24 protein-coding genes are annotated in these 25419 nt (G+C 60.3%); 7 read left to right on the top strand and 17 right to left on the bottom strand.

Annotated features, from left to right (window positions below; genetic code table 11):
* Positions 1-3: 3 nt before the first annotated feature.
* The 7 genes from ACIP6G_RS12810 to ACIP6G_RS12780 form a co-directional block, all read right to left on the bottom strand.
* Positions 4-834 (bottom strand): class I SAM-dependent methyltransferase, encoded by an 831-nt coding sequence (locus ACIP6G_RS12810; RefSeq protein ID WP_400290455.1) that lies wholly within the window; start codon positions 832-834, stop codon positions 4-6.
* Positions 827-1741, bottom strand: coding sequence for a hypothetical protein (locus tag ACIP6G_RS12805; RefSeq protein WP_400290453.1), 915 nt, complete (start codon positions 1739-1741; stop codon positions 827-829). The genes ACIP6G_RS12810 and ACIP6G_RS12805 overlap by 8 nt, the downstream gene beginning before the upstream one ends.
* Positions 1741-2760 carry an ABC transporter substrate-binding protein gene (locus tag ACIP6G_RS12800; RefSeq protein WP_400290451.1) on the bottom strand — a complete coding sequence of 340 codons (1020 nt, stop codon included), beginning with the start codon at positions 2758-2760 and terminating at the stop codon, positions 1741-1743. Before ACIP6G_RS12800 ends, ACIP6G_RS12805 begins: the two co-directional genes overlap by 1 nt.
* Positions 2761-2997: 237 nt before the next feature.
* Positions 2998-3900 carry an ABC transporter substrate-binding protein gene (locus ACIP6G_RS12795; RefSeq protein WP_400290449.1) on the bottom strand — a complete coding sequence of 301 codons (903 nt, stop codon included), beginning with the start codon at positions 3898-3900 and terminating at the stop codon, positions 2998-3000.
* The gene (locus ACIP6G_RS12790) at positions 3897-4631 is read right to left on the bottom strand and encodes an ABC transporter permease (protein WP_400290447.1); all 735 of its coding nucleotides are present in this window, start codon (positions 4629-4631) and stop codon (positions 3897-3899) included. Before ACIP6G_RS12790 ends, ACIP6G_RS12795 begins: the two co-directional genes overlap by 4 nt.
* Positions 4628-5314, bottom strand: a complete 687-nt coding sequence (locus ACIP6G_RS12785) for an ABC transporter permease subunit (RefSeq protein WP_332731422.1) — start codon at positions 5312-5314, stop codon at positions 4628-4630. The genes ACIP6G_RS12790 and ACIP6G_RS12785 overlap by 4 nt, the downstream gene beginning before the upstream one ends.
* Positions 5311-6138 (bottom strand): ABC transporter ATP-binding protein, encoded by an 828-nt coding sequence (locus tag ACIP6G_RS12780; protein WP_400290445.1) that lies wholly within the window; start codon positions 6136-6138, stop codon positions 5311-5313. Before ACIP6G_RS12780 ends, ACIP6G_RS12785 begins: the two co-directional genes overlap by 4 nt.
* A 221-nt stretch (positions 6139-6359) precedes the next feature.
* Between ACIP6G_RS12780 and ACIP6G_RS12775 the strand changes: the two genes are divergently transcribed.
* Complete coding sequence (locus ACIP6G_RS12775; protein WP_146112310.1) at positions 6360-6650, top strand: hypothetical protein; 291 nt, start codon at positions 6360-6362, stop codon at positions 6648-6650.
* A gap of 90 nt (positions 6651-6740) precedes the next feature.
* On the opposite strand, the gene ACIP6G_RS12770 is transcribed toward ACIP6G_RS12775, so the two are convergent.
* A complete protein-coding gene (locus ACIP6G_RS12770; RefSeq protein ID WP_105658187.1) occupies positions 6741-8447 on the bottom strand; it encodes a ribonuclease J in 1707 nt (568 codons plus the stop codon).
* Positions 8448-8466: 19 nt separating this feature from the next.
* Positions 8467-9378 (bottom strand): 4-hydroxy-tetrahydrodipicolinate synthase, encoded by a 912-nt coding sequence (gene dapA / locus ACIP6G_RS12765; RefSeq protein WP_400290442.1) that lies wholly within the window; start codon positions 9376-9378, stop codon positions 8467-8469.
* A gap of 67 nt (positions 9379-9445) precedes the next feature.
* On the opposite strand from dapA, the gene ACIP6G_RS12760 reads away from it, so the two are divergent.
* Complete coding sequence (locus ACIP6G_RS12760) at positions 9446-10618, top strand: heparan-alpha-glucosaminide N-acetyltransferase domain-containing protein (RefSeq protein ID WP_400290441.1); 1173 nt, start codon at positions 9446-9448, stop codon at positions 10616-10618.
* Between the two features lie 57 nt (positions 10619-10675).
* On the opposite strand, the gene ACIP6G_RS12755 is transcribed toward ACIP6G_RS12760, so the two are convergent.
* A complete protein-coding gene (locus ACIP6G_RS12755; protein WP_133832973.1) occupies positions 10676-11128 on the bottom strand; it encodes a tetratricopeptide repeat protein in 453 nt (150 codons plus the stop codon).
* Entirely contained in the window at positions 11125-11883 is a 759-nt protein-coding gene (gene dapB, locus ACIP6G_RS12750; RefSeq protein ID WP_332727695.1) for a 4-hydroxy-tetrahydrodipicolinate reductase, read from the bottom strand. The genes ACIP6G_RS12755 and dapB overlap by 4 nt, the downstream gene beginning before the upstream one ends.
* 195 nt (positions 11884-12078) lie before the next feature.
* Between dapB and ACIP6G_RS12745 the strand changes: the two genes are divergently transcribed.
* A complete protein-coding gene (locus ACIP6G_RS12745) occupies positions 12079-12489 on the top strand; it encodes a hypothetical protein (protein WP_105658192.1) in 411 nt (136 codons plus the stop codon).
* Positions 12490-12580: 91 nt separating this feature from the next.
* Positions 12581-13315: an alpha/beta fold hydrolase gene (locus ACIP6G_RS12740; RefSeq protein ID WP_400290437.1), complete on the top strand. Its 735-nt coding sequence runs from the start codon at positions 12581-12583 to the stop codon at positions 13313-13315.
* Positions 13316-13385: 70 nt separating this feature from the next.
* Here ACIP6G_RS12740 and ACIP6G_RS12735 read toward each other — a convergent pair whose 3' ends face one another.
* Positions 13386-14756 carry a pitrilysin family protein gene (locus tag ACIP6G_RS12735; protein WP_286134282.1) on the bottom strand — a complete coding sequence of 457 codons (1371 nt, stop codon included), beginning with the start codon at positions 14754-14756 and terminating at the stop codon, positions 13386-13388.
* 493 nt (positions 14757-15249) lie between these two features.
* Positions 15250-15741 carry an S-ribosylhomocysteine lyase gene (locus ACIP6G_RS12730; RefSeq protein ID WP_105658194.1) on the bottom strand — a complete coding sequence of 164 codons (492 nt, stop codon included), beginning with the start codon at positions 15739-15741 and terminating at the stop codon, positions 15250-15252.
* Positions 15742-15862: 121 nt separating this feature from the next.
* Between ACIP6G_RS12730 and ACIP6G_RS12725 the strand changes: the two genes are divergently transcribed.
* Positions 15863-16423: a purine-nucleoside phosphorylase gene (locus tag ACIP6G_RS12725; protein WP_400290434.1), complete on the top strand. Its 561-nt coding sequence runs from the start codon at positions 15863-15865 to the stop codon at positions 16421-16423.
* 285 nt (positions 16424-16708) lie between these two features.
* Here ACIP6G_RS12725 and ACIP6G_RS12720 read toward each other — a convergent pair whose 3' ends face one another.
* The gene (locus ACIP6G_RS12720; RefSeq protein ID WP_332731277.1) at positions 16709-18940 is read right to left on the bottom strand and encodes a polyribonucleotide nucleotidyltransferase; all 2232 of its coding nucleotides are present in this window, start codon (positions 18938-18940) and stop codon (positions 16709-16711) included.
* Positions 18941-19498: 558 nt separating this feature from the next.
* Between ACIP6G_RS12720 and ACIP6G_RS12715 the strand changes: the two genes are divergently transcribed.
* Positions 19499-20542: an NAD(P)-dependent alcohol dehydrogenase gene (locus ACIP6G_RS12715; RefSeq protein ID WP_133832979.1), complete on the top strand. Its 1044-nt coding sequence runs from the start codon at positions 19499-19501 to the stop codon at positions 20540-20542.
* Positions 20543-20637: 95 nt separating this feature from the next.
* On the opposite strand, the gene ACIP6G_RS12710 is transcribed toward ACIP6G_RS12715, so the two are convergent.
* Positions 20638-21240, bottom strand: a complete 603-nt coding sequence (locus tag ACIP6G_RS12710; RefSeq protein ID WP_400290432.1) for a hypothetical protein — start codon at positions 21238-21240, stop codon at positions 20638-20640.
* 473 nt (positions 21241-21713) lie between these two features.
* Between ACIP6G_RS12710 and ACIP6G_RS12705 the strand changes: the two genes are divergently transcribed.
* Complete coding sequence (locus ACIP6G_RS12705; RefSeq protein WP_166650648.1) at positions 21714-22025, top strand: DUF1883 domain-containing protein; 312 nt, start codon at positions 21714-21716, stop codon at positions 22023-22025.
* Between the two features lie 22 nt (positions 22026-22047).
* On the opposite strand, the gene ACIP6G_RS12700 is transcribed toward ACIP6G_RS12705, so the two are convergent.
* Positions 22048-23022: an ADP-ribosylglycohydrolase family protein gene (locus ACIP6G_RS12700; protein ID WP_388023932.1), complete on the bottom strand. Its 975-nt coding sequence runs from the start codon at positions 23020-23022 to the stop codon at positions 22048-22050.
* Between the two features lie 824 nt (positions 23023-23846).
* The gene (locus ACIP6G_RS12695) at positions 23847-25166 is read right to left on the bottom strand and encodes a YjiH family protein (RefSeq protein ID WP_400290428.1); all 1320 of its coding nucleotides are present in this window, start codon (positions 25164-25166) and stop codon (positions 23847-23849) included.
* Positions 25167-25419 lie beyond the last annotated feature (253 nt).

Raw genomic sequence — 25419 nt, 5'->3', positions numbered from 1 at the left:
GGGCTAATTGCTTTCCGTTCTCGTGCGCGCCTTGGTGTACAGCGCGATGTCGAAGACCTGCCCGGGCTGGCGGATCGTTCCGTCCAGCTGCCACCGCCGGGGGTCCACTGGTTGCATCGGGTAGTTGAACAGCGACTTCAGCCCGTCGCCGAAGCGCATCGCGACCACCACGTCCTGCCGGGTGCGCGCGTGCAGCTGGTGCAGCAGCTCGTATTTCACGGCCACCGTGGAGCTGAAGACGATGTGCGTGGCCTGCGGCAGGAAGTCCAGCTGGTGGATTTGATCGCCCTGCAGGCCGATGTCCAGGCCCTGCCCCAACTGCGCCACGACCCGGCGGCCCAGCTCCAGCGCTTCGGGATCGATGTCGATCCCCACGGCGCTGGCCCCGGTGCGCGAGGCCAGGTTCAGCAGGGTCATCGGGAAGGAACCCGAACCGACCAGCAGCACCTTGGAGCTGGAGTCCGGGGCGACGGCGCCGAATTCCCCGGCGATGCACGATTCGATGTTGGCGAAGTAGCCCTCGGCTCCGCTGCGGCCTTCGAGCAGGCGCAGCGCCCGGTACTTCTCGATGACTGCGACGCAGCGCGCCGATTCGGTGCGCAGCGCCGCCACCAGCGCCGTGCCCTGGTCGGTGGCGGCCATCTGGACATAGCCCGGTTCATTGGCCGGGTCGGTGACCAGCTGCGCATAGCCGGCCAGCAGCTCTTCGAGCGCCGCCGCGTGCCGCGTCGATCCGTCATAGTCTCGGGCGGCTTCGGCGAACCGTCCGAGGTAGCCGTGCAGCACGCCGGCCAGGCCGGCGGCGGCCTGAGGGGCCAGTGGTGTTTCAGTCATGGATATATGCAGTCCCTTCGGCCACGATGCTTACTTCGGTGCTGATCTGCAGCGCGGTGGCCTTGGCGCGGCTGCCATCGGCGTGCACCTGCACGGTGCCTCCGGGCTGTTTCACGCTGGCATTGACCGGAGCGCCGGCTTTCGCTGCCAGGAAGGCGCCCAGCGCGGCGCTTCCCGAGCCGCAGCTGCCCTCCCAGATGAGGCTGCCCAGTGCCGGGACGCTGACCAGCGGGGCCAGCTGCCCGCGGTCCGGATCGTAGAGCATGATGCCCACGACGGACACCGCTTCGCTGGCGCCCAGATCCAGGGCCAGCTGCTGCGCACGCCCGCGCAGCTGGGGATCCGAGCCGTCGCATTCGGCGACCAGATGCACCGCATCGGCGTAGCGCACCAGCCCGGCGCCGGCGACGCCCGGGAACGGGTACGGGTCGATGCGCAGCGGCCAGGGCATTTTCAGCTGGCAGCGGTAGACGGCACCGTCCGGCTCGACCCGGCAGCCTAGCAGCTGCGCGGCGCCGGAGGCTTCGATCAGCAGCTCAAGCGGGCCGCTGCGGGCGCGGCGCGCGGCCTGCAGCGCGGCCAGCGACAACGCGGCATTGGCGCAGAATTCGCCACCGGCCATGCGCAGCCGGGCCTGGGCCCGGGGCGAGCTGGGAGGCAGGATGAACCCGACTTGCTCGGCGTGCACATGTTCGGCGCGCAGCAGCCGGTCAGCGATGCTGCGGTAGTGCGCCGCCGGGTGCCGGCTGGTCACCAGCACGGTGGTATTCGATGCCGGACTGAGCTTGACGAATTCCACGGGGGTGGCGCCCCGGACCAGGCCGCGGTTGGGGCCGCGTCCGTGCCCCGGGCGGGCCACGCGGCGCGATGAGGCCGCTTGCCGGCGCAGCGCCGCTGGCTGGCTCATCAACGGGCCAGCCGGTCGGCGATCAGCTCGACCCCGTCCACTGCCAGCGGACCGGGCGAGGAATAGTAGTAGTTCAGCGGCACGATGGCGCTGTCCTGCTCGATGGCGGGCAATCCGGCCAATTCGGGGCGGTCGCGCAGCGCCTCGATGACCTGCTGGTCGGTTTCCAAGTTCGAGGAGCCTGTCGGCAGGTACATGGCGAAGACCTTGTCGGCGCCGCTGTTCACGAGTTCTTCGGTGGAGGGCTCGAAGTAGCGCTTGGGCACGTCGTTGAAGACGTTCTGAAGGCCAAGCAGTTCCATCTGCTCGGCAACCAGCGATTCATGGCCGTAGGATCCCAAGGTGCCTGCGGTGGGCACGTACAGCGGCATCCCGCGCTGCTGGCTTTCCTGCTTGACGCTGCGCGCGGCTTGCTCGACGCGTGCTCGCATCTGCTGCACGGAGTCTTCGGCCGCCTGCTCGGTGCCGAAGAGCTGGCCGTAGGACTGGACATCCTTGTAGATCTGGTCGAAGCCGCTGAGCCCGCCGGTGGATCGGTCCTCGAATCCGGCGCAATATCCGCTGACGGTCAGCATCTTCACTCCGGCGCTTTCCAGGCGTTCAGCCAACGAGTCGAGATCGATTCCAGCAGCGATATCGGTGCCGATCACCACGTCTGCTCCCGAGTCCAGGATCATTTCGTAGGAGACATCATGCGAGTCCTCGGTAATCCGCTCCGCGTTGCGCACTGCCGCCATGGTTTCTTCGTCGAAAGGCACCTGCCAGCTGCCTGCGTAGTGCGTGAGCTTGTCTCCCGCTCCAGCGGCGGCCAGCAGGGCCGGGGCTTCCGACCCGACTGCAAGAACGCTGTCCGGCGCCTTGTCGAAGACGACCTGCCTTCCGCAACTGTCCAGGGAAATGCTCTTGGCGCCGGTGCCCTGCGGTGCACCGCTGGCAGATCCGGCTGGCACGCCGCATCCGGTGGCCAGGGCCAGGATGGCAACCGGCACGGCCAACTTCCAGGGATTGAGTTTTTTCATCTATCAGTGCTCCATTCATGGCGGGCAGGCCTCGGCCGCCGAGATCCGGCGAGCTCCTCTGCCAACAGAGCTAAACACTAATGAGAATCATTATCAATTGTCAAAACGAGCAAGCCACGGAATACCCACTCAGCCAAGCCGCTGCCGTTTCCGGACAAGGAAAAGCAGCCGCACTGCCCGTCATTGCGTGGGCGGTGCGGCTGCTGTGAAGCTATATTCTCGTGCTGGGTTGCCGGGCTACAGCCCCTCGGACGTCAGCCATGCCGAAGCGATGTCGGCGGCAGACTTCTTGTCCACGGTGCTCTGCACGTTGAGGTCCACCAGAACCTGCGCTGTCAGTTTTTCGCTGACCGGATTCAGGACTTCTGCCAATTCCCCGGATTGATCAGCGGCCACCAATGGCACCACATTCGATGCCAGGAATAGCGACTTCGGGTCTTCAAGGACTACCAAGTCCTCCGTCTGGATCCGCGGATCCGCGGTAAAGACGTTGGCGACATTCACCGTGCCAGCGGCCAGGTCTTCAACGGTCGTGTCGCCAGTTGCCGAGAATTCGGCCTTGACGCCATATGCGCTCTCCAAGCCCTTGGGTCCATAGGGGCGTTGCGCCAATTCAGGCGGGCCGCCCACGGTCAAGGGTTCGGAAATGCCGGCCAAATCCTCGATGCTCGCAAGCTTATTGGCTTCAGCGAATTCCTTGGTCACCGTGTAGGAGTCCTGATCCGAAGCTGGCGCGGCTTCGAGCACGGCCAGCGAATCCGGCAAGGATTCCTTCAGCTCGCTGTACACCTCATCGGCGGAGCGTGCTTCGGTGTCTTCCTTGTAGAACTGCAGCAGGTTGCCGGTGTATTCAGGGAAGACATCAATACTGCCGTCTTCCAGCTGGGGCATGTAGGCATCGCGCTGCCCGATGCTGAATTTCCGTTCCACTTCCATGCCGGCTCCCTCGAGCGCCTGGGCATAGATCTCAGCAACGATTTCATTGGAATAGTAGGCCTGCGAACCGACAACGATCGCTTCCCCACCCTCCCGGGTGGCATCGCTTTCGGTGGCTAACGGATCCGCACCGGAGCATCCAGCGAGTGCGAGGCTTCCGGCCAGCACGAGAGCACTCGTGGACAATATCTTCTTGGTTCTCATGACATTTCCCTTTCGCGGGTGATTGAGTCATCGGTATCTTGGTAAGTTTTCTTCTTCTTCGAGGGCACGCCCAGCCCGTGGGGTACAGCCGCTTTCTGGGCGATGGCAAATGCCAAATCCAGCACCAAGGCCAGCGCGGCAACCATCAAGGCGCCGCCCAGGACCATGTCGAAGCGCCGCAGGTTCAGACCGGTGATGATGGGCAATCCCAGGCCGCCGAGATTCACGTAGGCGGCAACAGTAACGGTGGCGACCACTTGAAGCACTGCGGAGCGGATCCCGCCTACGAGCAGCGCAAGTCCCAGCGGGATCTCGACTTTGACGAGGATCTGCCATTCGGTCATCCCCATGGCCCGGGCAGCATCGATGGTCTTGCGGTCAATTGCTTCGAAGCCGGTATAGGCTCCGGCCAGCAATGATGGAATTGCCAGCACGACGAAGGTCAGCATGGCCGCTTCTGGCTTATGCAGTACCCCCAGAAGCAGCACCAGCAGAATCAGCAGGCCGAAGGATGGCACCGCACGCGCAACGCCGGCCAGCCCGACGGCCAATTCCCTTCCTTTCCCCGTGTGCCCAATGGCCCATCCGGCAGGGATGGCAATCGCGCTAGCAATCAGCACAGCAGCCACGGTGAACAGCAAGTGCTGCCCCAGCAAGCTAGCCAGTCCCCCATCGCCCTGCCACTGCTCGGGAGCGAAGATCCACGCCAGCGCATCGGAAATCAGATTCATGAGGACACCTTCTGCGTGGATGGCTGCGCTGCAGTTCGTTTTTGCCTGGTGCTCGTTGCAGCCCAAGGCATCAGCCAACGGCCGGCCAGGAGCAACAACAGGTCAACGAGCAACGCGATCGCTGCCACCGCGATGATCCCCGCCAGGACTTCTTCAATGATGCGACGCTGCAGACCGTTGGTGAACAGGTAGCCCAAGTTGGTTACCCCGACCAGGATGCCGACGGTTGCCAGCGAGATGGTGCTGACCGCTGTCACTCGCAGACCAGCCAGAACTACGGGACCGGCCAAGGGAAGGTCGACAGCGAAGAAGCGGCGTGCCGATCCGTAGCCCATGGCAGTTGCGGCCGACCTGGTTGCCGGGTCCACCGAGTTCAGCCCATCGACCACGCTGCGCACCATGATCGCTATCGCGTAGATCGCCAAGGCGAGAATGAGATTGGCTTCGCTGATCGCGCTCATCCCGGTGAGTACGGGCAGGATCATCAGCAGAGCCAGCGAAGGGATCGTGTAGAGCAATCCGGTGATGCTCACGACCGGTCCGCGCACCAGTTTGTAGCGCCAGGCCACCCAACCCAGCGGAATCGACAGAATGAATCCGAGAATGATTGCTATCAGGGACTGGCGCAGGTGCTCCAGCGATAGCGAACCAATGAGTCCGAGATTTTCCAGGACCCAGTTCACTGGACTGACCCATCCTCGACGAGCTTGCCTTGAGTCCGGCCTTGCGCATCAACCAGGACGGTTCCGTGCTCGGTCTGCTTCAAGCTCAGCGCCCGTGCCCCACGCTGCGCGCCAATGAAGGAGGCGACAAAATCATTGGCCGGATTTTCAATGATCTCACTCGGGCTGCCGACCTGGAGCTTCTGTGCGCCCGCCGCCAGAATTACCACCTGGTCCCCCAGGAGGAAGGCTTCATCAATATCGTGGGTGACAAAAACAATGGTCTTATCGAGTTCTCTTTGGAGACGAATCAATTCTTCTTGCAGCTCGGCGCGAACGATAGGGTCCACGGCGCCGAAGGGCTCGTCCATGAGCAGGATGTTCGGATCGGCGGCCAGCCCGCGTGCCACGCCAACGCGTTGCTGCTGGCCTCCAGAGAGCTGATGCGGATACCTGTCGGCCATGGAGCCGGCAAGCCCAACCGTGCCCATCAGTTCCAAGGCACGCGCTCGTGATGCCTTGCTCGTTTCACCCATGAGCCGCGGCACGGTCGCAATGTTCTGTGCGACAGTGAAATGAGGCAGCAGGCCGGAGTTCTGCATCACGTAGCCGATGCTGCGGCGCAGGCCCACCGCCGGCTTGCTGGCGATGTCCTCGCCATCGATACGGAGCGTACCGCTGCTCGGATCAACCATGCGGTTGATCATCCGCAGCAATGTTGTCTTGCCGCAGCCTGAGGAACCGACGAAGACAGTGGTGCGGTGGGCCGGAATTTGCAGGCTGAAATCCTTGACGGCAACGGTGCCATCCGGATAGTGCTTGGAAACATTATCGAACTCAATCATGCACATTCCTCCACAGCGGCTTCGATCCAACCCATTGGGTGATGCCCGGGCATATTCCGTCTCCTTGAGCTGGCGTTGAGCCCAATTCTGCCTTAAAAGTGCTGTGACAGCACCAGATGTCCGGGAAATAGCCAGTTTCAGGCTGCGTGGTGGTTCCCGGTTTCCTTCGGGAACATCGGTAGAGTCAGTGAAAATCATCTTTACTGCATTTGGAGAAGACCTTGCGCATACGCTCAATTGGCATCGCGACAGCAACCTTAATCGTTGGCGCCCTGGCACTCTCATCACCGGCACTCGCTGGCCAGCAAGACGTCGCCCCATCCGGTGATTGGGACAGCTCAGTGTCCATGGAAGCCCGCACCGGCGAGGTGCTGGAGCAGATCGATATGGACCAGTGGGATTCGGTCGTCGTAGTAGACGCGCAAACAGGACAAATCCTGCCGCAAAGTCCCGCCCCGGCAATCGAGCTCGATGACTCGCCAAGTCCTGCATACCTGGGCTTCTTTGGCTGACGCTTGAGCTGTGGTGCATGCCTTGCGCTTGATTTCCCATAAAAATATTGCCTCGAACCTTAATTGGTTCGAGGCAATATTTTTGGAAGCCTAGGCTTCGAGCACTACAGGAACGATCATTGGGCGGCGACGCAGCTTGCGCGATACCCACGAGCCGATCACGCGGCGCGTGATCTGCTGCAGCTGGTGCGTGGAGTGGTTCGGGTTGTTGCCCACCGCTTCCATAATCGCAGCTGCGATCTTCGGCTTGATCTCGTTGAAGACCGAGTCCTCTTCGGCTACACCACGTGCGTGGATGTCCGGGCCGGAGATGATCGTGCCGTTCTGGCGGTTGATGACGGTGATGACCGAGATGAAGCCTTCTTCACCCAGGGTGACGCGGTCCTTCAGGTCATCATCGGTTATGGTGCCGACCTTGGAACCGTCAACGTAGACGTAGCCGCATTCGACCTGGCCAACGAGCTTTGCTACGCCGTCCTTCATATCGATGACCGAGCCGTCGTCTGCCAGCAGCACGTTGTCCTCCGGGACACCGGCCTGCGCGGCCAGGCGGCCGTTGGCAATCAGGTGGCGGGTTTCGCCGTGCACCGGAAGCACGTTCTTCGGGCGCAGGATGTTGTAGCAGTAGAGCAATTCGCCAGCCGATGCGTGACCGGAAACGTGGACCTTGGCCATGCCCTTGTGGATGACCTCGGCACCCAAGCGCATCAGGCCGTTGATCACGCGGAAGACCGAGTTCTCATTGCCCGGGATCAGGCTGGAGGCCAGGATGACGGTGTCGCCCGGGTTGATCTGGACCTTGTGCTCGCCGTTGGCCATGCGGGACAGTGCAGCCATCGGCTCGCCCTGCGAACCGGTGGACATCAGCACGACCTTGTGGTCTGGCAGCGAATCGATCTGCTTCAGGTCGACCAGGACACCCTGTGGCACTTCGAGGTAGCCCAAGCGTTCGGCGATGCCCATATTGCGCACCATCGAGCGGCCGATGAAGGCCACCTTGCGGCCGTGCACCGCTGCGGCGTCCAGAACCTGCTGCACGCGGTGGACGTGCGAGGAGAACGAAGCGACGATGATGCGGCGGCGGGCGCGCGCGAACTTGGCCTCGAGTACCGGGCCGATTTCGCGTTCGGCAACGGTGAAGCCCGGAACTTCGGCGTTGGTGGAGTCCGGCAGGAACAAGTCCACGCCTTCCTCGCCCAGGCGCGCGAAGTGGCGCAGGTCGGTGATGCGGCCGTCAAGTGGCAGCTGGTCCATCTTGAAGTCGCCGGTGTGCAGCACCGTACCGGCTTCGGTGCGCAGGAATACTGCCAAGGCATCCGGGATCGAGTGGTTCACAGCTACGAACTCGCATTCGAAGTTGCCAACCTGCGCGATCTCGCCCTCCACCACGATATTGGTGTTGGCCTTGATGCGGTGTTCTGCCAGCTTTGCTTCGACGAAGGCCAGGGTCAGCTTCGACCCGTACAGAGGGATGTCTTCGCGCAGGCGCAACAGGTACGGAACAGCACCGATGTGGTCCTCGTGGCCGTGGGTCAGCACGAGGCCCACCACGTCGTCCAAGCGGTCCTTGATGTAGGAGAAGTCTGGCAGGATCAGATCCACGCCAGGCTGGTGCTCCTCGGGGAAGAGCACGCCGCAGTCGATGATCAACAGTTTCCCGTTGAGTTCGAAAACGGTCATGTTTCGGCCGACCTCGCCCAAGCCGCCGAGGGGAACAATTCGCATTGTTCCCTTCTTCAGCTTCGCCGGAGTCTGCATACGCGCAGCGTCAGCCTTGCCTACTGAACTCTCAGTCATATGTGGTTAGTCCCTTTCGTTACAGATCCCATCCACCTTCACGTAGGTCCGCGCGGATGGCATCGAGCTCTGCGTCCGACGGTGCCAACAGCGGCAGTCGGACGACGGTGTTCGGCAGGACACCCTGCCAGTGAAGTCCATATTTTGCGGCCACGGCGCCCTGAATGTGGCCCATGATGCCGCGCTGGATCGCGTCCAGCTCAAAGTGTGTGGTGCGTGCAGTCGCCAGATCTCCTGCATGCATTGCATTAACAAGCGTACGGTACTTAGCGGCCGCAACGTGAGCGGTGACCGAAACCACGCCGACAGCACCTGCCGCCATCAGCGGCAAAGTCAGCCCATCGTCGCCGGAGTACACGTGCAGATCGGTTGTGGCCAGCACGGTGGTGGTGGACTGGTAATCCGCCTTGGCGTCCTTCAGGGCAATGACCTGAGGAATCCTGGACAGTTCAATGATGGTCTCGGGCGCCAGCGCGATGCCGGTGCGCCCCGGGATGTCGTAGAGCATGATGGGCAGCTCAACGGCTTCGGCGATGGCCTTGACGTGGGCGATGACGCCGGCCTGGCTTGGCTTGTTGTAGTAGGGGGTGGTCAACAGCACACCGTCTACGCCCGCTTCCTTGGCAGCCAGCGAGAGCTTGATGGAGTGACGGGTGTCGTTGGTAGTGGAACCGGCCAGCACTGCGGCACGGTCCCCCACCGCGTCGGCGACGGTACGGAACATCTCGATGTTCTCTTCATCGGTCAGGGTCGAGGTCTCGCCGGTGGTGCCGGTGACGACCAGTCCGTCGCAGCCATCATCAACCAGCTTCGTTGCCAGTTTGGCAGCCATCGCGTAATCAACTTCACCCGCTTCATCGAAGGGCGTGACCATAGCGGTCAGCACGGTACCGAACGGGTATGCCTGATTATCAATTGCACTTGTAGCCATGGCATTAAATCTACACTCGCGCATGTTGCAATGGCATCCCCCGCGCAATTCGTGGTGCGATGATTCCATGAACGATTTGGGTAGTTCCCAGCGGTTGCTGGGCGTGGACGCGGCACGGCTTGCCGCCATCCTCGGGATGTTCGCCGCGCACGTTTTCGCGCTCTATGAAACCAGCGGCGCACCCGCCTACTCCCCAACATTTACCGGGACTTTCGCCTCCGGCCGAGCATCTGTCCTGTTCATGGTGCTGGCGGGTTTATCCTTGGTCCTGCTCTCGAAATCCTTGGCTCGAAAGGGCTGTTCCCACCCTAAGGTTTACTCAGTCCTTGTGCTGAGAGCATTAATTATTGCCGTGCTCGGAATGGCAATTGGGTCAGTAAATGAAGCCATCGCGGTCATTCTTGTCCACTATGGGCTACTGTTTCTATTGCTTCCACTGGCGCTGAAGCTGTCGAGAACAACCATTTGGGTAGTCTCGGCCCTTTGGCTGCTGCTTATGCCGGTTCTTTGGCGACCGCTGGCCAGCAACTGGATTGCGGACTCGCTGGACCATAATCCGAGCTTCGGCGACATTCTCACCCCGCAACTGCTCCTCAAGGATCTAACGGTCACCGGATACTACCCATTGATGGTCTGGTTCGGTTTCGGCCTTCTTGGAATAGCCATCGCAAGATGCAACCTGCACAGCACGAGGACTGCGAGCCTGCTTGCATTGGGCGGTTCGATTATCGCGGCGGCAACCCAATGGGCGGGCCATTCGGTGAGCATGCACAATGCCGGGCTCATAGCCCGTGAACTGGGCCTGGAATTATCCCTCGTTCCCACAATGATCACCACCGGGCGTTTGCCGGGCGCCAACCTGGATCCGTTCCTGGACAATCCAGCCTATCTTTGGCTGCCGACCGGTCACAGCAATTCTTCGCTCTCCACGCTGCACAACGCCGCCTGCGCTGTCGCTATCATCGGCCTGCTCCAGCTGATTATTGGTCGGCTGGGTGCGCTCGGCCGGATTCTGGCTGGCGCCGGCCGGGCCCCGCTGACCCTGTATGCAGGGCACATTATCTTGCTGCCGGCGCTGAAAGAGCACTTGGACCCAATGGTGATTTGGTGGGTTCTCTGTGCAACGACGGCCGTCTTCGGAATTTGGCTTGGCTTCAGCAAGGCCTCTGGCCCTTTGGAATATGGCGTCCGGGTGTTTAGCGGAGCTGACAGCACCCCCGAGACGAAGAGCAAATTCTAGAGCGATGGCCCGGACTCTCGTGAGTCCGGGCCATCAACATGATGCTGCTTTATGCAATTACTGGCTGACCTTCTGGTCTGCTCGCCAGAATTCGATCGCAGTACGCATGGATTTGCGGGCGCGCGGCTTGTCACCGCAGGCTTCATACGCCAGTGCCAGACGGTACCAGGATTTCCATGATTCCGGGTTCTCTTCCACATCCTGCTGATGGATAGGGAAATCAGCGTCGGCGGCCGAACGGAGGAAACGTCCCGACGGCATGCGGGGAAGATCCTCTGGCAGCTCACCTGAGGCGGCCAAGGACTTGCCCATTTTCTCAGTGCGCAGCCCGAAGAGCACCTCGCGAATGAGGATCCAGACGCACAGTGCAGGAATAACCAGGATTGCAATGCCCATGACCTGCGCGACCAGTTCCCCGGTTTTCAGCAGACGGATCGCCTGGGTGAAGGTCATTCCAATGTACAGCGCGAACAGCAGCAGAATGCCGCCTACCCAAAGTTTCGTTTTCACTGGCCCAGCTCCAGGAAGCCATCAAGGCCATAGGTCAGGCCCGGGCGGGAGCCAACAGTACGCAGGCCCAGGAGGACGCCTGGCATGAACGAGGCACGGTCGAAGGAATCATGGCGCAAGGTGAACTGCTCCCCCGGGCCGCCAAAGAGCACTTCCTGGTGGGCTACGAGGCCGCGCAGGCGTACCGAATGAACGTTGATTCCATCGACGACTGCGCCACGGGCGCCATCGAGCTGGGTCTCGGTAGCGTCCGGGCTCGCGGGGACTCCAGCGGCTTCACGCGACTTCGCGATCAGTTCAGCGGTACGCACCGCGGTGCCGCTAGGCGCGTCCACCTTGTTCGGGTGGTGCAGCTCAATGATCTCTACGGATTCGAAGTACTTGGCGGCCGTAGCCGCGAAAGCGCTGGCGAGCACCGAGCCCAGGGCGAAGTTGGGCGCAATCAGCACACCTGCCTGCGGATGCTTGCCCAGCAGCCCTTCCAAATTCGCGCGGCGATCATCATCCCAGCCAGTGGTGCCAACCACTGCATGAAGCCCGTTCTCGACGGCAAAACGCACATTGGCCTCGGTGGATGCCGGCACAGAAAGGTCAACAATGTGCGTTGCGCCGGCTTCAAGGATCTGCGACAAATCGTCGCCTCTTCCCAAGCTTGCTACCAATTCCATGTCTGCAGCCTCAGTTACGGCCTTGACCGCTTCCGAGCCCATTCGTCCGGCCGCGCCGAGCACGGCCACCTTGATCTGTGCACTCATGGGCTTAAGCCTATCGCCCTGCAGGCACCTGCCTTGCCAACGATTACGTGATCTCACGCGAGTTTTGCAGCGAATACCCTGAGGCGATTTCCCAGATATTTGATTCTGCTTGTTCCCTACGGCCAGCCCAACTTGTTTTGCCTAGCAAATAGGGGAAAAATATGTGTCAGGAGTCTCCAAGTAGTAAGCAGGGCCATGGGTCAGAAAATTAAGCGCTTTGGTTTCGGCATCGGCGCAACGCTTGTCGCGACCTTTGCAATCACTTCCTGCGGTTCAGGCGATGAACCAATCACCCTGTCCGATGACGAGCGAGCAACTATTACTGATGTCGTCCAAGAACAGGGAACGGTCATCGATTCGCCGACTTGCCAGGTTGAGGTTTTCCGTATCGAGGACTCCACGACCTACGGCTGGGCTACTTGCGCACCCGATAGCCAGGACTCGGCGGACACCGCTGCCCAGGCGGATGCCTTCCCGTTCCGCATTGACGGGCAGGAACTGCGCCGTCCAGATGACGGTTCCAAATACGAGGAAGGCGTGCAGGAGCTCTTCCCGGAAGACCTTCGTTCCGCTATTACCCAGCATTCGACCGGGGCGGGCGGTTAATTCCTTTTTGCCTGTCTCGCCATTTCAGGTGAGCGTGCCGATTTTCCCTACCGATAGTGTGTGCGCACTTTTCGCACGATGAAAGGCTGGCGTGCGCCACGATTACTTTGGGCAATTGCCCGAATCCCTCAGGACCAGGCTTTCGGTTCGTGTCGCGGGCCATGGCCCTGACGTGGTGCTGATTCACGGGCTCGGAGCATCCAGCCGCTATTTCACTCCGCTGGCCAACATCTTGGCTAAGAAGTATCGAGTGATCGTTCCCGAACTTCCAGGCCACGGCAAGAATCTGGATGATGGCCGCCCGGTGACCGTACCGCGTTTCGCGCACGAAGTAGCATTGGCGTTGCGCGAGCTGAAGGTTGAGAACGCTATCGTCCTCGGGCATTCCATGGGCGCGCAGGTTTCCATTGAGCTAGCTCGCGCGTGGCCGGATCTGGTCAAGCACCTGGTCATTGCAGCTCCTGCGGTCAACGACCGTGAAGCGACGCTGTTCAGGCAGGCCCGCCGGCTCTTTGAAGATTTCCCGCACGAGTTGAACTCGGTGAAGGCAATATTGCTCGTCGATTACCTGCGCTGCGGCATCCCATGGTGGGCCAAAAGCTGCGCCCAGATGCTGGACTACTCCACCGCTGAATTGCTTCGTACGGTCCAGTGCCCGATTGATGTCGTGTGCGGCACCCGGGATCCGCTGTCTCCACCGGAGTTCGGTCTTCGCCTGGTCGCAAGAACACCGCAAGCCAAGCTCACTGTCATGCATCATGGTGCGCATGGGTTCAATTTCTCTCATGCGCCCGAGCTTGCCGCGCTAGTAGATGCCGCGGCATGACCCAGAGAAAACGGTCATGCCCCTGGAATCGAAATCCTCAGATTCGATTCCAGGGGCACGGCACCCAACTCTAGAGGCCCAAGTCGGCTTCACTTTCAAACGGTCCCACCACGGTGATCACTCGATCCTTGGAGGCCAGTTCCTGGGCCAGATCCTGAACTTCCTGGGCCGTGACGGCATTGACGCGAGACAGTGCTTCGTCGATGTCCTGGAATTCTCCGGTAATCATTTCTGCCCGGCCCAAACGGGACATGCGGCTTCCTGGATCCTCCAGAGCCAGCACCGTTCCACCAGATAGCTGGCCCTTGGCCTGCGCCAATTCAGTTTCGGTGATGCCGTCCTTGGCCAACCGATCAAGCTCGGCCCCCAGCAGCCCGATAACCTGAGCGGCTTTAGCCGGGGCGCAGCCCGCGTACATGCCAAAGTAGCCGGCATCGGTGTAGGCGGCGGAGAAGGAGTAGGTCGAGTACACCAGTCCACGCTTCTCGCGAATTTCCTGGAACAACCTTGAGCTCATGCCGCCGCCGAGAACAGCGTTCAGCACTGCGAGAACCTGACGGCGGTCATCATGGCCGGTGATGCCGGAGCATCCCATGATGATGTTGGCTTGCTCGCCCGGACGGTTGATTACTTCCAGCCCGGCCTTCGAAGTGATCTGCGCTGGTTCACCCATGCGGCGTGGTTCTGGCACAGCCATCGGGTCCAGTTCCCAGCCTGCTTCGGTCAGCGCCTTGAGAAGCAGCTCGCACAGCTTGTCGTGCTCCAGGGATCCGGCGGCAGTAACAATCAACTCGCTTGGGCGGTAGTGCGCACGATAGTGCTCCATGACTGCCTCGCGGGAGATCTCCATGATCTCTTCAGGAGTTCCTCCAATGGGACGCCCCAATGGGTGATCGCCCAAGACATTGGCAACGAACCGCTCGTGGGCGACATCCATCGCGTCATCTGCATCCATGGCCAGCTCCTCGATGATCACCCCGCGTTCCTGCTCCAGTTCCTGCGGGTCGATAACTGCCGAGGTGACCATGTCGGCGATGACCTCAAGGGCCATTGGCAGCTCCGTGTCCAGGACGCGGGCGTAATAGCAGGTCGATTCCTTGGCGGTGGCTGCGTTTGATTCGCCGCCCACGGCATCGAAGGACTGGGCGATTTCCAAGGCAGTGCGCTTGGCAGTGCCCTTGAACAGCAGGTGCTCCAGGAAGTGCGTGGAGCCGAAGTGCCCTGATTCCTCGTCGCGGGAACCGACCGGTACCCAGAAGCCCACTGTGGTGGACCGCTGTCCGGGCATCGCTTCTGTCAGGACTCGTACGCCACCGGGCAGGATGCTGCGCCGGACTTCAGAGCCGCCTTCGCCTCGGTGGACCAACGTCGGGTCCGCCGGGTCAATCGGAGAAAACTGCGCGGTCTCCACCGAATGCAACGGCAATGGAATCATGGCCACGAATATACGTCCTTAAGTCGTCGAGAATAGCCATTTCAAGCTAAGTACACTGTCTTTCATTCTCCCATAGAACCGCGGTTTGAAAGCAATAGCCCAGTGGTGACGGAGCCATCACATTCTAGGAAAATAGGCGATCGGATCGGGCCTGCGCAAATACGCTCCAGCTAGGTCAGCGGACTACGTTGCGTCAAGATATCCGCGCTGCTCTGCGTCAGCGCGCGCTGGGGTCTGCAGCTCCGGGTCGCTAGATGAGCCGGCAAGATAAACAGTGCTCTCTGCATCAAAATTCACGCATCCGCTGATAGCTAGTGTCCTGGCGTCTAGTGCCGCGGCCAAGAAGCGAATTTTGCGCATAGCGTCCTTGCTGCCGACGAGACGCTGCGAATCTGCGTTTTGACGGCCAGCGTTTCCACTTGGCGAAGGGACGGCTAAGAAAGAAAATCCCGCACGTTCCAAATGGAACACGCGGGATTTTCAGATCTCAAGCTATAGCCTAGGCAAGCTTGGAACGATCGAATGCATCAAGGCTGATGCCCTGCTCCAGGACGACCTTGGCCCACTCGCGAGCCGAGTGCAGGGAATGGTCGCGGTAGTTGCCACAGCTGACGGCTTCGGTTCCGGGTACGTCTTCCCAGGTAACCTTCTGCGCGATATCTTCCAGCGAACTCTTGATGGCTGCGGCGACGACCTCTGGGGTTGGCTCGCCCCACAAGATCATGTGGAAGCCGGTGCGGCAGCCAAATGGCGAGAAATCGATCAGGCCATCGATGCGGGTACGCAGCAGGCCAGCCATGGTGTGCTCGATGGTGTGCAAACCTGCCGTGGGAATCTCACCGTGGTTTGGCTGTACTAATCGGATGTCGTAGTTGGAGATGGCGTCTCCCTTGGGACCGTGCTCAACCCCGATCTTGCGCACATACGGCGCCTTGACCTTGGTGTGGTCCAGTGCAAAGCTTTCAACTTCAGCAAGTTCAATATCACTCATATGCAAAGTCTATCTGCTCACCGTCTGGCGAATCGAGAGCATAACGCGGGAGGTAACCGATAGACTTCTTAGGACGTTCGGGGCACCAATCCCCGAACTGATTTCTTTAGAGGGGAAGTTCATGTCGGACCAGAAGTCCTTGCTCGTCTTTGCGCATGCAGACGAAGCCGTAGCCTTTGCAGATGTCGAGCACCTGATTTCCGGTGTTGGCAAGGTCAATGCGTCGGTAGCCTTGGCTGGCGCGCTTGCTGAAGGCAGCATCAAAAACGTCGTCGTGCTTGGCACCGCTGGCGTTGTTGGCCATGCCGGCGAAGACCGTCCGAGCTTGGACACCATTTACCAGATCACCAAACTGATCCAGCATGATTTCCCGCTGCCCTCGGCAGATGTGGAACCTACCGGTCCAATCCTGCTTCCTGATTTCCAGGTCACCATGGCTACCGGCGATGTGTTCGTCTCGAATGACGAGCAGCGTATCCACATCAACTCCTTGGGCGCCTCGTTGGTCGATATGGAGGGCTACGCCTACGCAAGCATTTGCCAGCGCTTCAACGTGCCGCTGCAGATCTTCAAGATCCCTTCCGATTACGCGGATGATTCGGCGTCGATCGACGAATGGGATGACATCGCCAAGCAGAAGAGCGTCCAGCTGCGCGAGTTCTACGACAAGCACCTTAGCTAGCCAGGGCAGCGTGGCGCAGTGGAAATGCCTTGCGCACAATTTCTCGCGAGGCACTGCAGATGCTTCTTGAATTGGAAGCGTGAGCCCCCGCGATAGGTTCTCTCCGCCAAGCGGCACCCGCTTTGGAACTTGGAGAAGATCTATGAGAGTTCAATTGGCTGCGTCATCAGGTCATGCCTCCATCCAGGACCGCCAAAGACTTTGGCAGGAACCTGCTCCCGGGCAAGAATAAGCAAAAACCCCGATTCGCCAAGCGAATCGGGGTTTTCAGCAAGAATCTAAAGACTACTCAGCAGCAACTGCTTCTTCAGCTTCTTCCTCGACGACTGGAGCCAGCGACAGCTTGCCACGGTCATCAATCTTGGTGATCTCCACCTGCAGCTTCTGGCCAACGCCGACGACGTCTTCGACGTCCTCGACACGCTTGCCATCGTTGATCTTGCGCAGCTCGGAGATGTGCAGCAGGCCGTCCTTGCCCGGGGTCAGCGAAACGAACGCACCGAAGGTGGTCAGCTTCACGACGGTACCCAGGTAACGCTCGCCGACCTCAGGAACCTGAGGGTTGGCAATAGCGTTGATGGCCGAGCGGGCAGCTTCAGCGGACTCGCCGTTGGTTGCGCCGATCAGCACGGTGCCGTCATCTTCGATCGAGATGTCAGCGCCGGTGTCTTCCTGGATCTGGTTGATCATCTTGCCCTTAGGGCCGATGACCTCGCCGATCTTGTCCACTGGAATCTTCACGGAGATGATTCGTGGAGCGTTGACGTTCAGTTCATCCGGGGCGTCGATAGCCTGGTTCAGAACGTTCAGGATGTGCAGGCGTGCTTCGCGAGCCTGGGTCAGCGCGGCGGCCAGAACCGATGCCGGAATACCATCCAGCTTGGTGTCCAGCTGGATCGCGGTAACGAACTCGGAGGTACCTGCAACCTTGAAGTCCATGTCGCCCATGGCATCTTCGGCACCGAGGATATCGGTCAGGGCAGCGTAACGGGTTTCGCCGTCTACGGTGTCCGAAACCAGGCCCATGGCGATGCCTGCAACGGCAGCCTTCAGTGGCACGCCAGCGTTCAGCAGCGACAGGGTCGATGCGCAAACCGAGCCCATGGAGGTGGAGCCGTTGGAGCCCAATGCCTCGGAGACCTGGCGGATTGCGTATGGGAATTCCTCGCGGCTAGGCAGCACTGGAACCAGTGCGCGCTCAGCAAGTGCGCCATGGCCGATTTCGCGGCGCTTAGGCGAACCAACACGGCCGGTTTCACCGGTCGAGTATGGAGGGAAGTTGTAGTTGTGCATGTAGCGCTTGGTCTTCACCGGCGACAGCGAGTCGATCTGCTGTTCCATCTTCAGCATGTTCAAGGTGGTGACGCCCATGATCTGGGTTTCGCCACGCTCGAAGATTGCCGAACCGTGAACGCGAGGCAGAACCTCGACCTCGGCCGAGAGCTGGCGGATGTCAGCAAGGCCGCGGCCGTCGATGCGGATCTGGTCGGTCAGGATGCGCTGGCGCACGATGTGCTTGGTAACAGCGCCGAATGCCTTGGAGATTTCACCCTCGCGGCCTGCGAAAGCGTTGCCTTCGCCAGCCAGCGATGCAACGATCTCTTCCTTGTATGCGCTGGCAGCGTTGTCGCGCTCCTGCTTGTCAGCGATGGTGTAGATCTCCGTCAGGCGGGTCGAAGCAGCAGCCTCGACAGCGGCGAAGGCATCTTCTTCGTAATCGCGGAAGACTGGGAATTCAACGGTTTCCTTGGCAGCGCGAGCAGCCAGGTCGGCCTGGGCCTCGCACAGGACCTTGATGAATGGCTTCGCAGCCTCAAGGCCCTCAGCGACAACCTCTTCGGTTGGAGCCTGGACGCCGCGTTCCTTGATCAGTTCCCAAGCGTTGTCGGTAGCTTCAGCTTCCACCATCATGATGGCAACGTCGTCGCCAGCGATACGGCCGGCAACAACCATGTTGAAGACAGCGTTCTTCAGCTCGGAGTGGCGTGGGAAGGCAACCCACTGTGCGCCGTTTCCGTCATCAACCAGTGCAACGCGAACGCCGCCGATTGGGCCGGAGAATGGCAGACCCGAAAGCTGGGTGGACATCGACGAAGCGTTGATCGCTACGACGTCGTACAGCTCATCTGGCTCGATGGACAGCACGGTGACGACAACCTGGACCTCGTTGCGCAGGCCCTTGACGAAGGCTGGGCGCAGTGGGCGGTCCATCAGGCGGCAAGCCAGGATGGCTTCGGTCGATGGGCGGCCTTCGCGGCGGAAGAAGCTGCCTGGGATGCGGCCGGCTGCGTACATGCGCTCTTCAACGTCCACGGTCAGTGGGAAGAAGTCGAAGCCTTCGCGTGGGTGCTTGCCAGCGGTAGTTGCCGAGAGCAGTGCGGTCTCGTCATCGATGTAGACCATTGCCGAACCTGCAGCCTGCTTGGCAATGCGGCCGGTTTCGAAGCGAATGGTGCGGGTGCCGTAGCGACCGTTGTCGATCTGTGCTTCGGCGAATTGGATTTCTGGACCCTCCATTAAGGGGGTGCTCCTTTCGATCGCTCCCACGTGGTGGATGAGCGAACCGTGTGGCCCTACCCAGATCTGGTCTTCGATCGAGACCCGCGCTGAGGCGCATATTTGCCCTAGCGAAAGTCACTACCGAGGACCGCGAAACTGGCGGTCGGGACCAACGGTCAGTCAGCCCTGGGAGTTATTTTCTTTTGGGGCCCGCATAGAACATGCAGACCCAGGTACTAGCCTACCGGGAATTGGCAAAAGACGCAGTTCTTGGGCGATAGGCGCGTGCCAGCCACTTGCGTCGCTGCCATTCATCGTTTGAGAGCGGCCTTGCAACCTGGGCAACCAGCGAAGATCATGCGGCGCTGCTGCCCTGGCGATCCCCGGGCGCAATCAGCACGGTGCGCGTTGACCCTCATTTAGGCAGGGAAACCTGCGGAAGGAAATTTTCTCCAGCCGGGATTATTCATAGCCTGTCGATTGTTGTTCTCCATGGGCTTTGCCCTGACGGACCGCGGCAATCGCCGCAGTCCAGAACATTTCCAGTCGCAACCCGCAAGACAAAGGAAAAACCTGATGGCAACTATGGTCAATGCATACGCAGCGCACTCTGCGACTGATGGACTCATTCCGACGCAGATTGAACGTCGTGCAGTAGGTCCGCACGATGTCTTGATTGATATCAAGTTCTCCGGCATCTGCCACTCCGACATCCACACGGTGCGCGGAGAATGGGGAAACCAGAACTATCCGCTGGTCCCGGGCCACGAAATTGCCGGCATCGTTGCCGAAGTCGGGCCAGAGGTAACCAAGCACAAGGTGGGCGACCGCGTTGGCGTGGGCTGCATGGTCAATTCCTGCATGGAATGCGAGAACTGCCTTGCCGGAGACCAGCAATTCTGCGAGCAGAGTGTTGGTACCTACGGGGCTCGTGACCGTGATGGCAGCATGACCCAAGGTGGCTACGCCACGCATGTCGTGGTTACCGAGAACTTCGCCCTGAACATTCCTGAAGGCATCGATCTGGATGTTGCCGCGCCCCTGCTTTGCGCCGGCATCACCACCTTCTCCCCGCTGAGGCACTGGGGTGCAGGGCCGGGCAAGAAGATTGCCGTCGTGGGACTCGGCGGCCTGGGCCACATGGCGGTCAAGATCGCCAGTGCCATGGGCGCTGAGGTCACCGTTCTGTCGCAGTCGCTGAAGAAGAAGGATGATGGACTGAAGCTGGGCGCAACCGACTACCGGGCCACCAGCGATGAGAACACCTTCAAGGATCTGCAGAAGAAGTTCGACCTGATCATCAACACCGTCAGCGCTTCCATCGACGTCAGTGCCTACCTCGGACTGCTGCGCGTGAACGGCACCATGGTCAACGTTGGTGCTCCGGCAGAACCGTTGCCTGTCAATGCCTTCGCACTGATCGGGGGACGCCGTTCCTTCGCAGGTTCGCAGATCGGCGGCATCGAGGAAACCCAGGAGATGCTGGATTTCTGTGCCCAGCATGGCATTGGCGCAGAGATCGAGGTCATCGGTGCCACGCAGATCAATGAGGCTTACGAGCGCGTGCTGGCATCCGATGTCCGCTACCGCTTCGTAATCGATACCGCGACGTTGGCCTAGTTACCCCAGCTCACTCGGGTCGCAGAGAACGGTGCCGGTCTTGTCCAGCAGTGCAGGACAGATCCGGCGCCGTTTCGCGTCTGGCTAATTAACGTTCATTCGCCCCCGCGCGATCTACGAGTGCCTGCGTTCTCCCGTTGGCTGCCCTGTTCTGGAGCCTCGGCCGCAGTGCCCTGCTCAGACAAATTCCCCTTGATCGCGGCAAGCTCGGATTGGAGTTGCGCCACGGCACCACTGAGGTTCTTGAGTTCCTGCCTGCGGCGGCTGGCAGCCCTGAAAGTCTTGATCATCATGGCGATGATCAGCGGAATGGCCGCGAGCAGGGCCCAGCCGCTGCGTTCAAAGAAGTCGAGGGCCACCGGCAGGGCCTGATTGAATTCCCAGAAGGAATTCACTCCCCCGGCAATCGATTCCAATGCAGATTCCACGGGAGCCAGTTGCTTGCCCACAACTGGTATTCCGGAAAGATCAGGGGCATTCACCGGAGGCTCGCCCATGGTCCATCGCGGATCACCTGGCCGCTTCAGGATATAGATCCCGGCACCGGCGCTGGCAGCGGCGAATAAGAGCACCGAGGCCAGGGCGACCGCCACTAGCTGGTGCCGCCGCCATAGCCCCGCCGCCACGGCAAAACCAATCACCAGAATCCAAATCCACATTCGCAGTTGTTCCAGGCCAATGCCCGTCAGTAAATCCATGAACTTTGCCTCATTGCTCTGGGCCGCCATGACCCAAGTTGTGCGTTACTTCATCCCACTTAGGTACGCTATCGCGAGCAGCGGATTAATTGCCGCCTAGCACGTCAATCCGGTTGAGATCGAATCGTTCGAGTCGTCATATTGCTTCCTTGCCCCGGTATCCGGGACCCAATAGCCGATGGCTTCCGGCTCGTCCAATGCAGCGATCGGCTCATGCCACCTGCCGGCAGCTCGAATGGTAATTGCCACTAGCCCTCTTGCGATCGCGGATCTGGCATCGGTTGAGGTGGCAACGCGACGCACCCCAAAGACCAGAAGGCCTCGTTCTCCAGACTCCTGCAGCTTTGCCGTTGCAAATGCCCGAACCGGTACAGTGCTCTTGCCTTGGGTGCGTTGGCGACACTGGCCTGAATTTGAGTTAATGGGTCTGGGTCCGCTGCTCGGCGGATCACCTGGGATCGAGGAGGCTGGCATTGGCGGAGCCTAATTTTGCTGAACATTATTGGGATTTCATTGAGCGGGGAAGCATCTTGGTAGTGACTCTCAGTGGACCGGCTCATCTGCGGTTGATGGATCCGGAAAATTTCGCGGCATTCCAGGACGGAGAAGAATTCGAAGCATACGGTGGACTGGCACGCCGTGCTCCATACCGAATCAAGGTGCCCCATTCCGGACCCTGGTTTCTAGCGATTGATCTGACTGGCCTCGGTGCGCGTGGGGTGCGCCACGAAGTCAGCATCGTGCTGCCACAGAAGCTGGAAGCTCGACGACCAGCCCGGGACTAGAAGCAAGATCCCGCAGGAGAACTTAGCCCGCGAGCTCACTCGAAATATCGACAAGCTGTTGCATCCTCATTCCGGGCCAACCGTGGACCATATCCACCCACTGCGCCGGAACACTCGAGAACCCTGAAGCTGCGCCAATGAGCGATCCGGCGATGGCTGCCACAGTGTCGGTATCCACGCCTCCGCGAACAGCCGCTTCCAGCACCGGAACCAAGCGAGCGTTCCCGTCTTCCGGTTCGGCGGTGGCGATCGCGCTCCAAGCACCTTGGAACGCTTCAACGACCCAACCGTTATTTGTGAAGTCCCGAGGTCGATGGTTTTCGGCCTGGTGGATGCGCTGCTCCCATGCTTGTGCGCGTTCTGGTTCAAGCATCGCAAGACCACTGCGAATATCTAGTGCGCCGGTGCGCACAGCGTGGTGAATGGCTACTGTCCAAAGCCCGCAGGCCTCAGCGGCTTCATCATCAAAATGGGTCAGCTTGCTGATAGCTGCCGCAGCTTCGAATGCGGCAGCAGGCGGTTCAGACAGATAAGCCAGCGCCACGGGCGCTGTGCGCATGAGACTGCCGTTCCCGCCGGAGCGGCCAGTTCTCCGGTGAATCTGTTCAGAACCAGCTAGCGCATCATCAGCGGTCGGCTCGGCTCTTCCGTCAGCAGACGCAACATGCTGGGCGTGGGCAAGGACTGCCCGCGTCTGGTTGCCGACGTCCGGTGCGTTCGTGGCCCATTTGGCCCATTCCCGAACCATGTAGTTGCTCGCGGCACCATCAAGCTTGCCGTTGGAATCCAGCAGGCCCTGGGCAACGACTATGGCCATTGAGGTGTCGTCGGTCCACTCCCCGGGCGCAAAATCGCCCAACCCGCCACCAATCATCGAGATTTTGGCGGATTCGGGCAACGGTGCGTTGAATTCGTAGCCCGCGCCCAGGGCATCTCCGGCAGCCATCCCGGTCAGGACTCCACGAATTCGATCTTTCACCTGTACTGAATGTGCCATTTGCGCCTTTCACAGGGTGGTCGCCAATGCAGAGTAATACTGCTTGGATCCACTGTAACGATGCGCGGCGACAGTAGAGCTACCTGAGCGGCCCCGGTAGCGTTCCCACGGTTGATTTGCGTCCTTGCGTCGTCGACCGGAATAGCGAACGAGGACATTGATGCGGTCACGATAACCGTTCCGCTTCTACCTGCGATCCCGACTTCGGTAAATAGCTCACCCGGTTGGCTTCGTCGCTGTCCCGGCTTGCTGCAAGCGCTCACGGGCATCGCCGAGCGGAGGCAGATCTCCTTGATCTCGATAGGCGTTTGACCCAACTTCTTGCAGTTATGGCCAATGCCCTGCAGGAACCAGGTTCCTGCAGGGCATTGGTTGTCGCCAGCCTCGGTCGTTGCGCCTAGGCGAATGCAGGCGGTGGCGGAGTCGTGGGGTCAGTTGGGTGCCCCGGCGCCGGCTCCGTGGGATCCTGCGGGCCCGGGGGCGGGATCGGCCCATCCGGATGCGAAGGGCTTGGTGGTACGTCCGGCTGCGCCGGGCTTGGCGGAGCATCTGGTGTCGGCGGTTGCGCTGGCGGTTCTGGCTGGTCGGGAATACTCGGATCACCCTGCATCGGAGCACCTGATTCGTGTAAGTGATTCATTGGAACCTGCTTTCCGTCGTATCGGTTCGACCATTCAACGACGGATCGTCTCCGCCTTGCAACGGCATTCAGGAATCGCAAAGCTGCAACAGTGCCGCGACATGGCGTGGTCGCGTCGAATCGGAAAGCATCACTCGGTTCAACCCATTGGTTTCGCAAGCTGCCGTGCGCCAGCGCAGCCGACCTATAGCAGCATGCGCACGATTGGTGTCGCGATGAGGATGGTCAGGACAACGCGCACGAACCAGATAGCTACCATCTGCGGGATGTTCAGCGGAATCTGCGTCGCCAGGACGCATGGCACCAATGCTGAAAAGAAGATGATTGCAGAGACGCAAACGATGGCGATCACCATGCGCAGCTCGATGGATTCGTGTCCCGCAATGAGGGTTGCTGGAAGGAACATTTCAGCAATGCCGGTAGCCGAAGCCTTGCCAGCCAGCAACGGGTCATCCAGCCCGACGATCCAGGCAAATGGGACAAACAGGTAGCCTAGCCAGTCGAAAACTGGAGTGAAGCGGGCAACCACCAGTCCGAGCAATCCGACAGAGAGAATGGACGGCAAAATTGCCATGGCCATTTTCAGCCCATCCCATACGTTGGCGCCGACATTCTTGAGCAGCGATGGCGCTCGCCGCGAGGCTCCCATGGCTTCGCTCCAGGCAACGCGTGCACGATTGCCCGTGACCAGTTTTTCCTTGTCATGTTCCATGCCCAGGTACGTCGTGTCTGGAATCCGGCTCAAAGGCGGAATGCGCACCGAAATGGCGGTCACCGCAAAGGTGACGACCAGCGACAGCCAGAAGTACAGGCTCCAGTGGTCCATCAGGTCCAGCGCCTTGGCAACAATAACCATGAAGCTGGCTGACACCGTGGAAAAACCGGTAGCGATGATGGCAGCTTCGCGACCCGTGTAGCGGCCGCCACGGTACATGCGGTCGGTGATCAGCAGACCCAGCGAGTAGCTTCCCACGAACGAAGCCACGGCATCCACGGCCGAACGTCCCGGGGTGCGCCAAATTGGACGCATGACCGGTTGGCAGAAGACACCAAGGAACTCCATCAGCCCGTAGCCAACTAGCAAGGCCAAGAAGATGGCACCTACTGGAACGATCAAGCCAACGGGAATGACCAATTTGTCCAGCAGAAAAGGACCCATGTCCGGATCGCTGAGCCACGCCGGGGCAAAGTTGAAGAGCAGCGAACAGCCGACAGCCAGCCCGAAGATGTTCAGGAATGCGAATATGCCACGTACCTTGGATGCCTTCCATCCTCCGGTGACGAAGGGAATAACTGTCCCGCAGATGAGCATCAGCAAGATAATGTACGGAACGACCGGTGCCGCGGCAGTTTGAATCCACGTCACCAAGTGATCCAGCGGGATGGTGCTCTTGCCGTTGATGGTGATGGGGAGGAAGAAGAACAAGATACCGATAAGGCTATAGATCACGAATCGCAGAACGACCGGAAGAGTGCTTTGTGCTTCAACGCTTGAAGTTGTCATTGGATACCGCCTTGTCGATGAGGGCGAGGGCATCAGCGTGATTTGATGCGCTATCCATACAACGCGACTCTGGCCCAGCAATGTGACGGGGATCGCTTTAATTGTCCGGAGTTTCAGACTTCGCGCAGATGAGCGCTTCTGCGCGCTTCCTGTGGCTGCGCAGATGGAAGCAGGCCCACAGAACGATCGCCCCCACTTGCCATGATTCTCATAGGACTAGTCTGTAGGATCGATATAGTCTGCATAGGCACTG

Source organism: Glutamicibacter sp. NPDC088483, from assembly GCF_044753145.1.
Lineage (GTDB): Bacteria > Actinomycetota > Actinomycetes > Actinomycetales > Micrococcaceae > Glutamicibacter.
The sequence above is the reverse complement of the archived record's forward strand: the minus strand, read 5'-3'. Positions and strand labels throughout refer to the sequence as shown.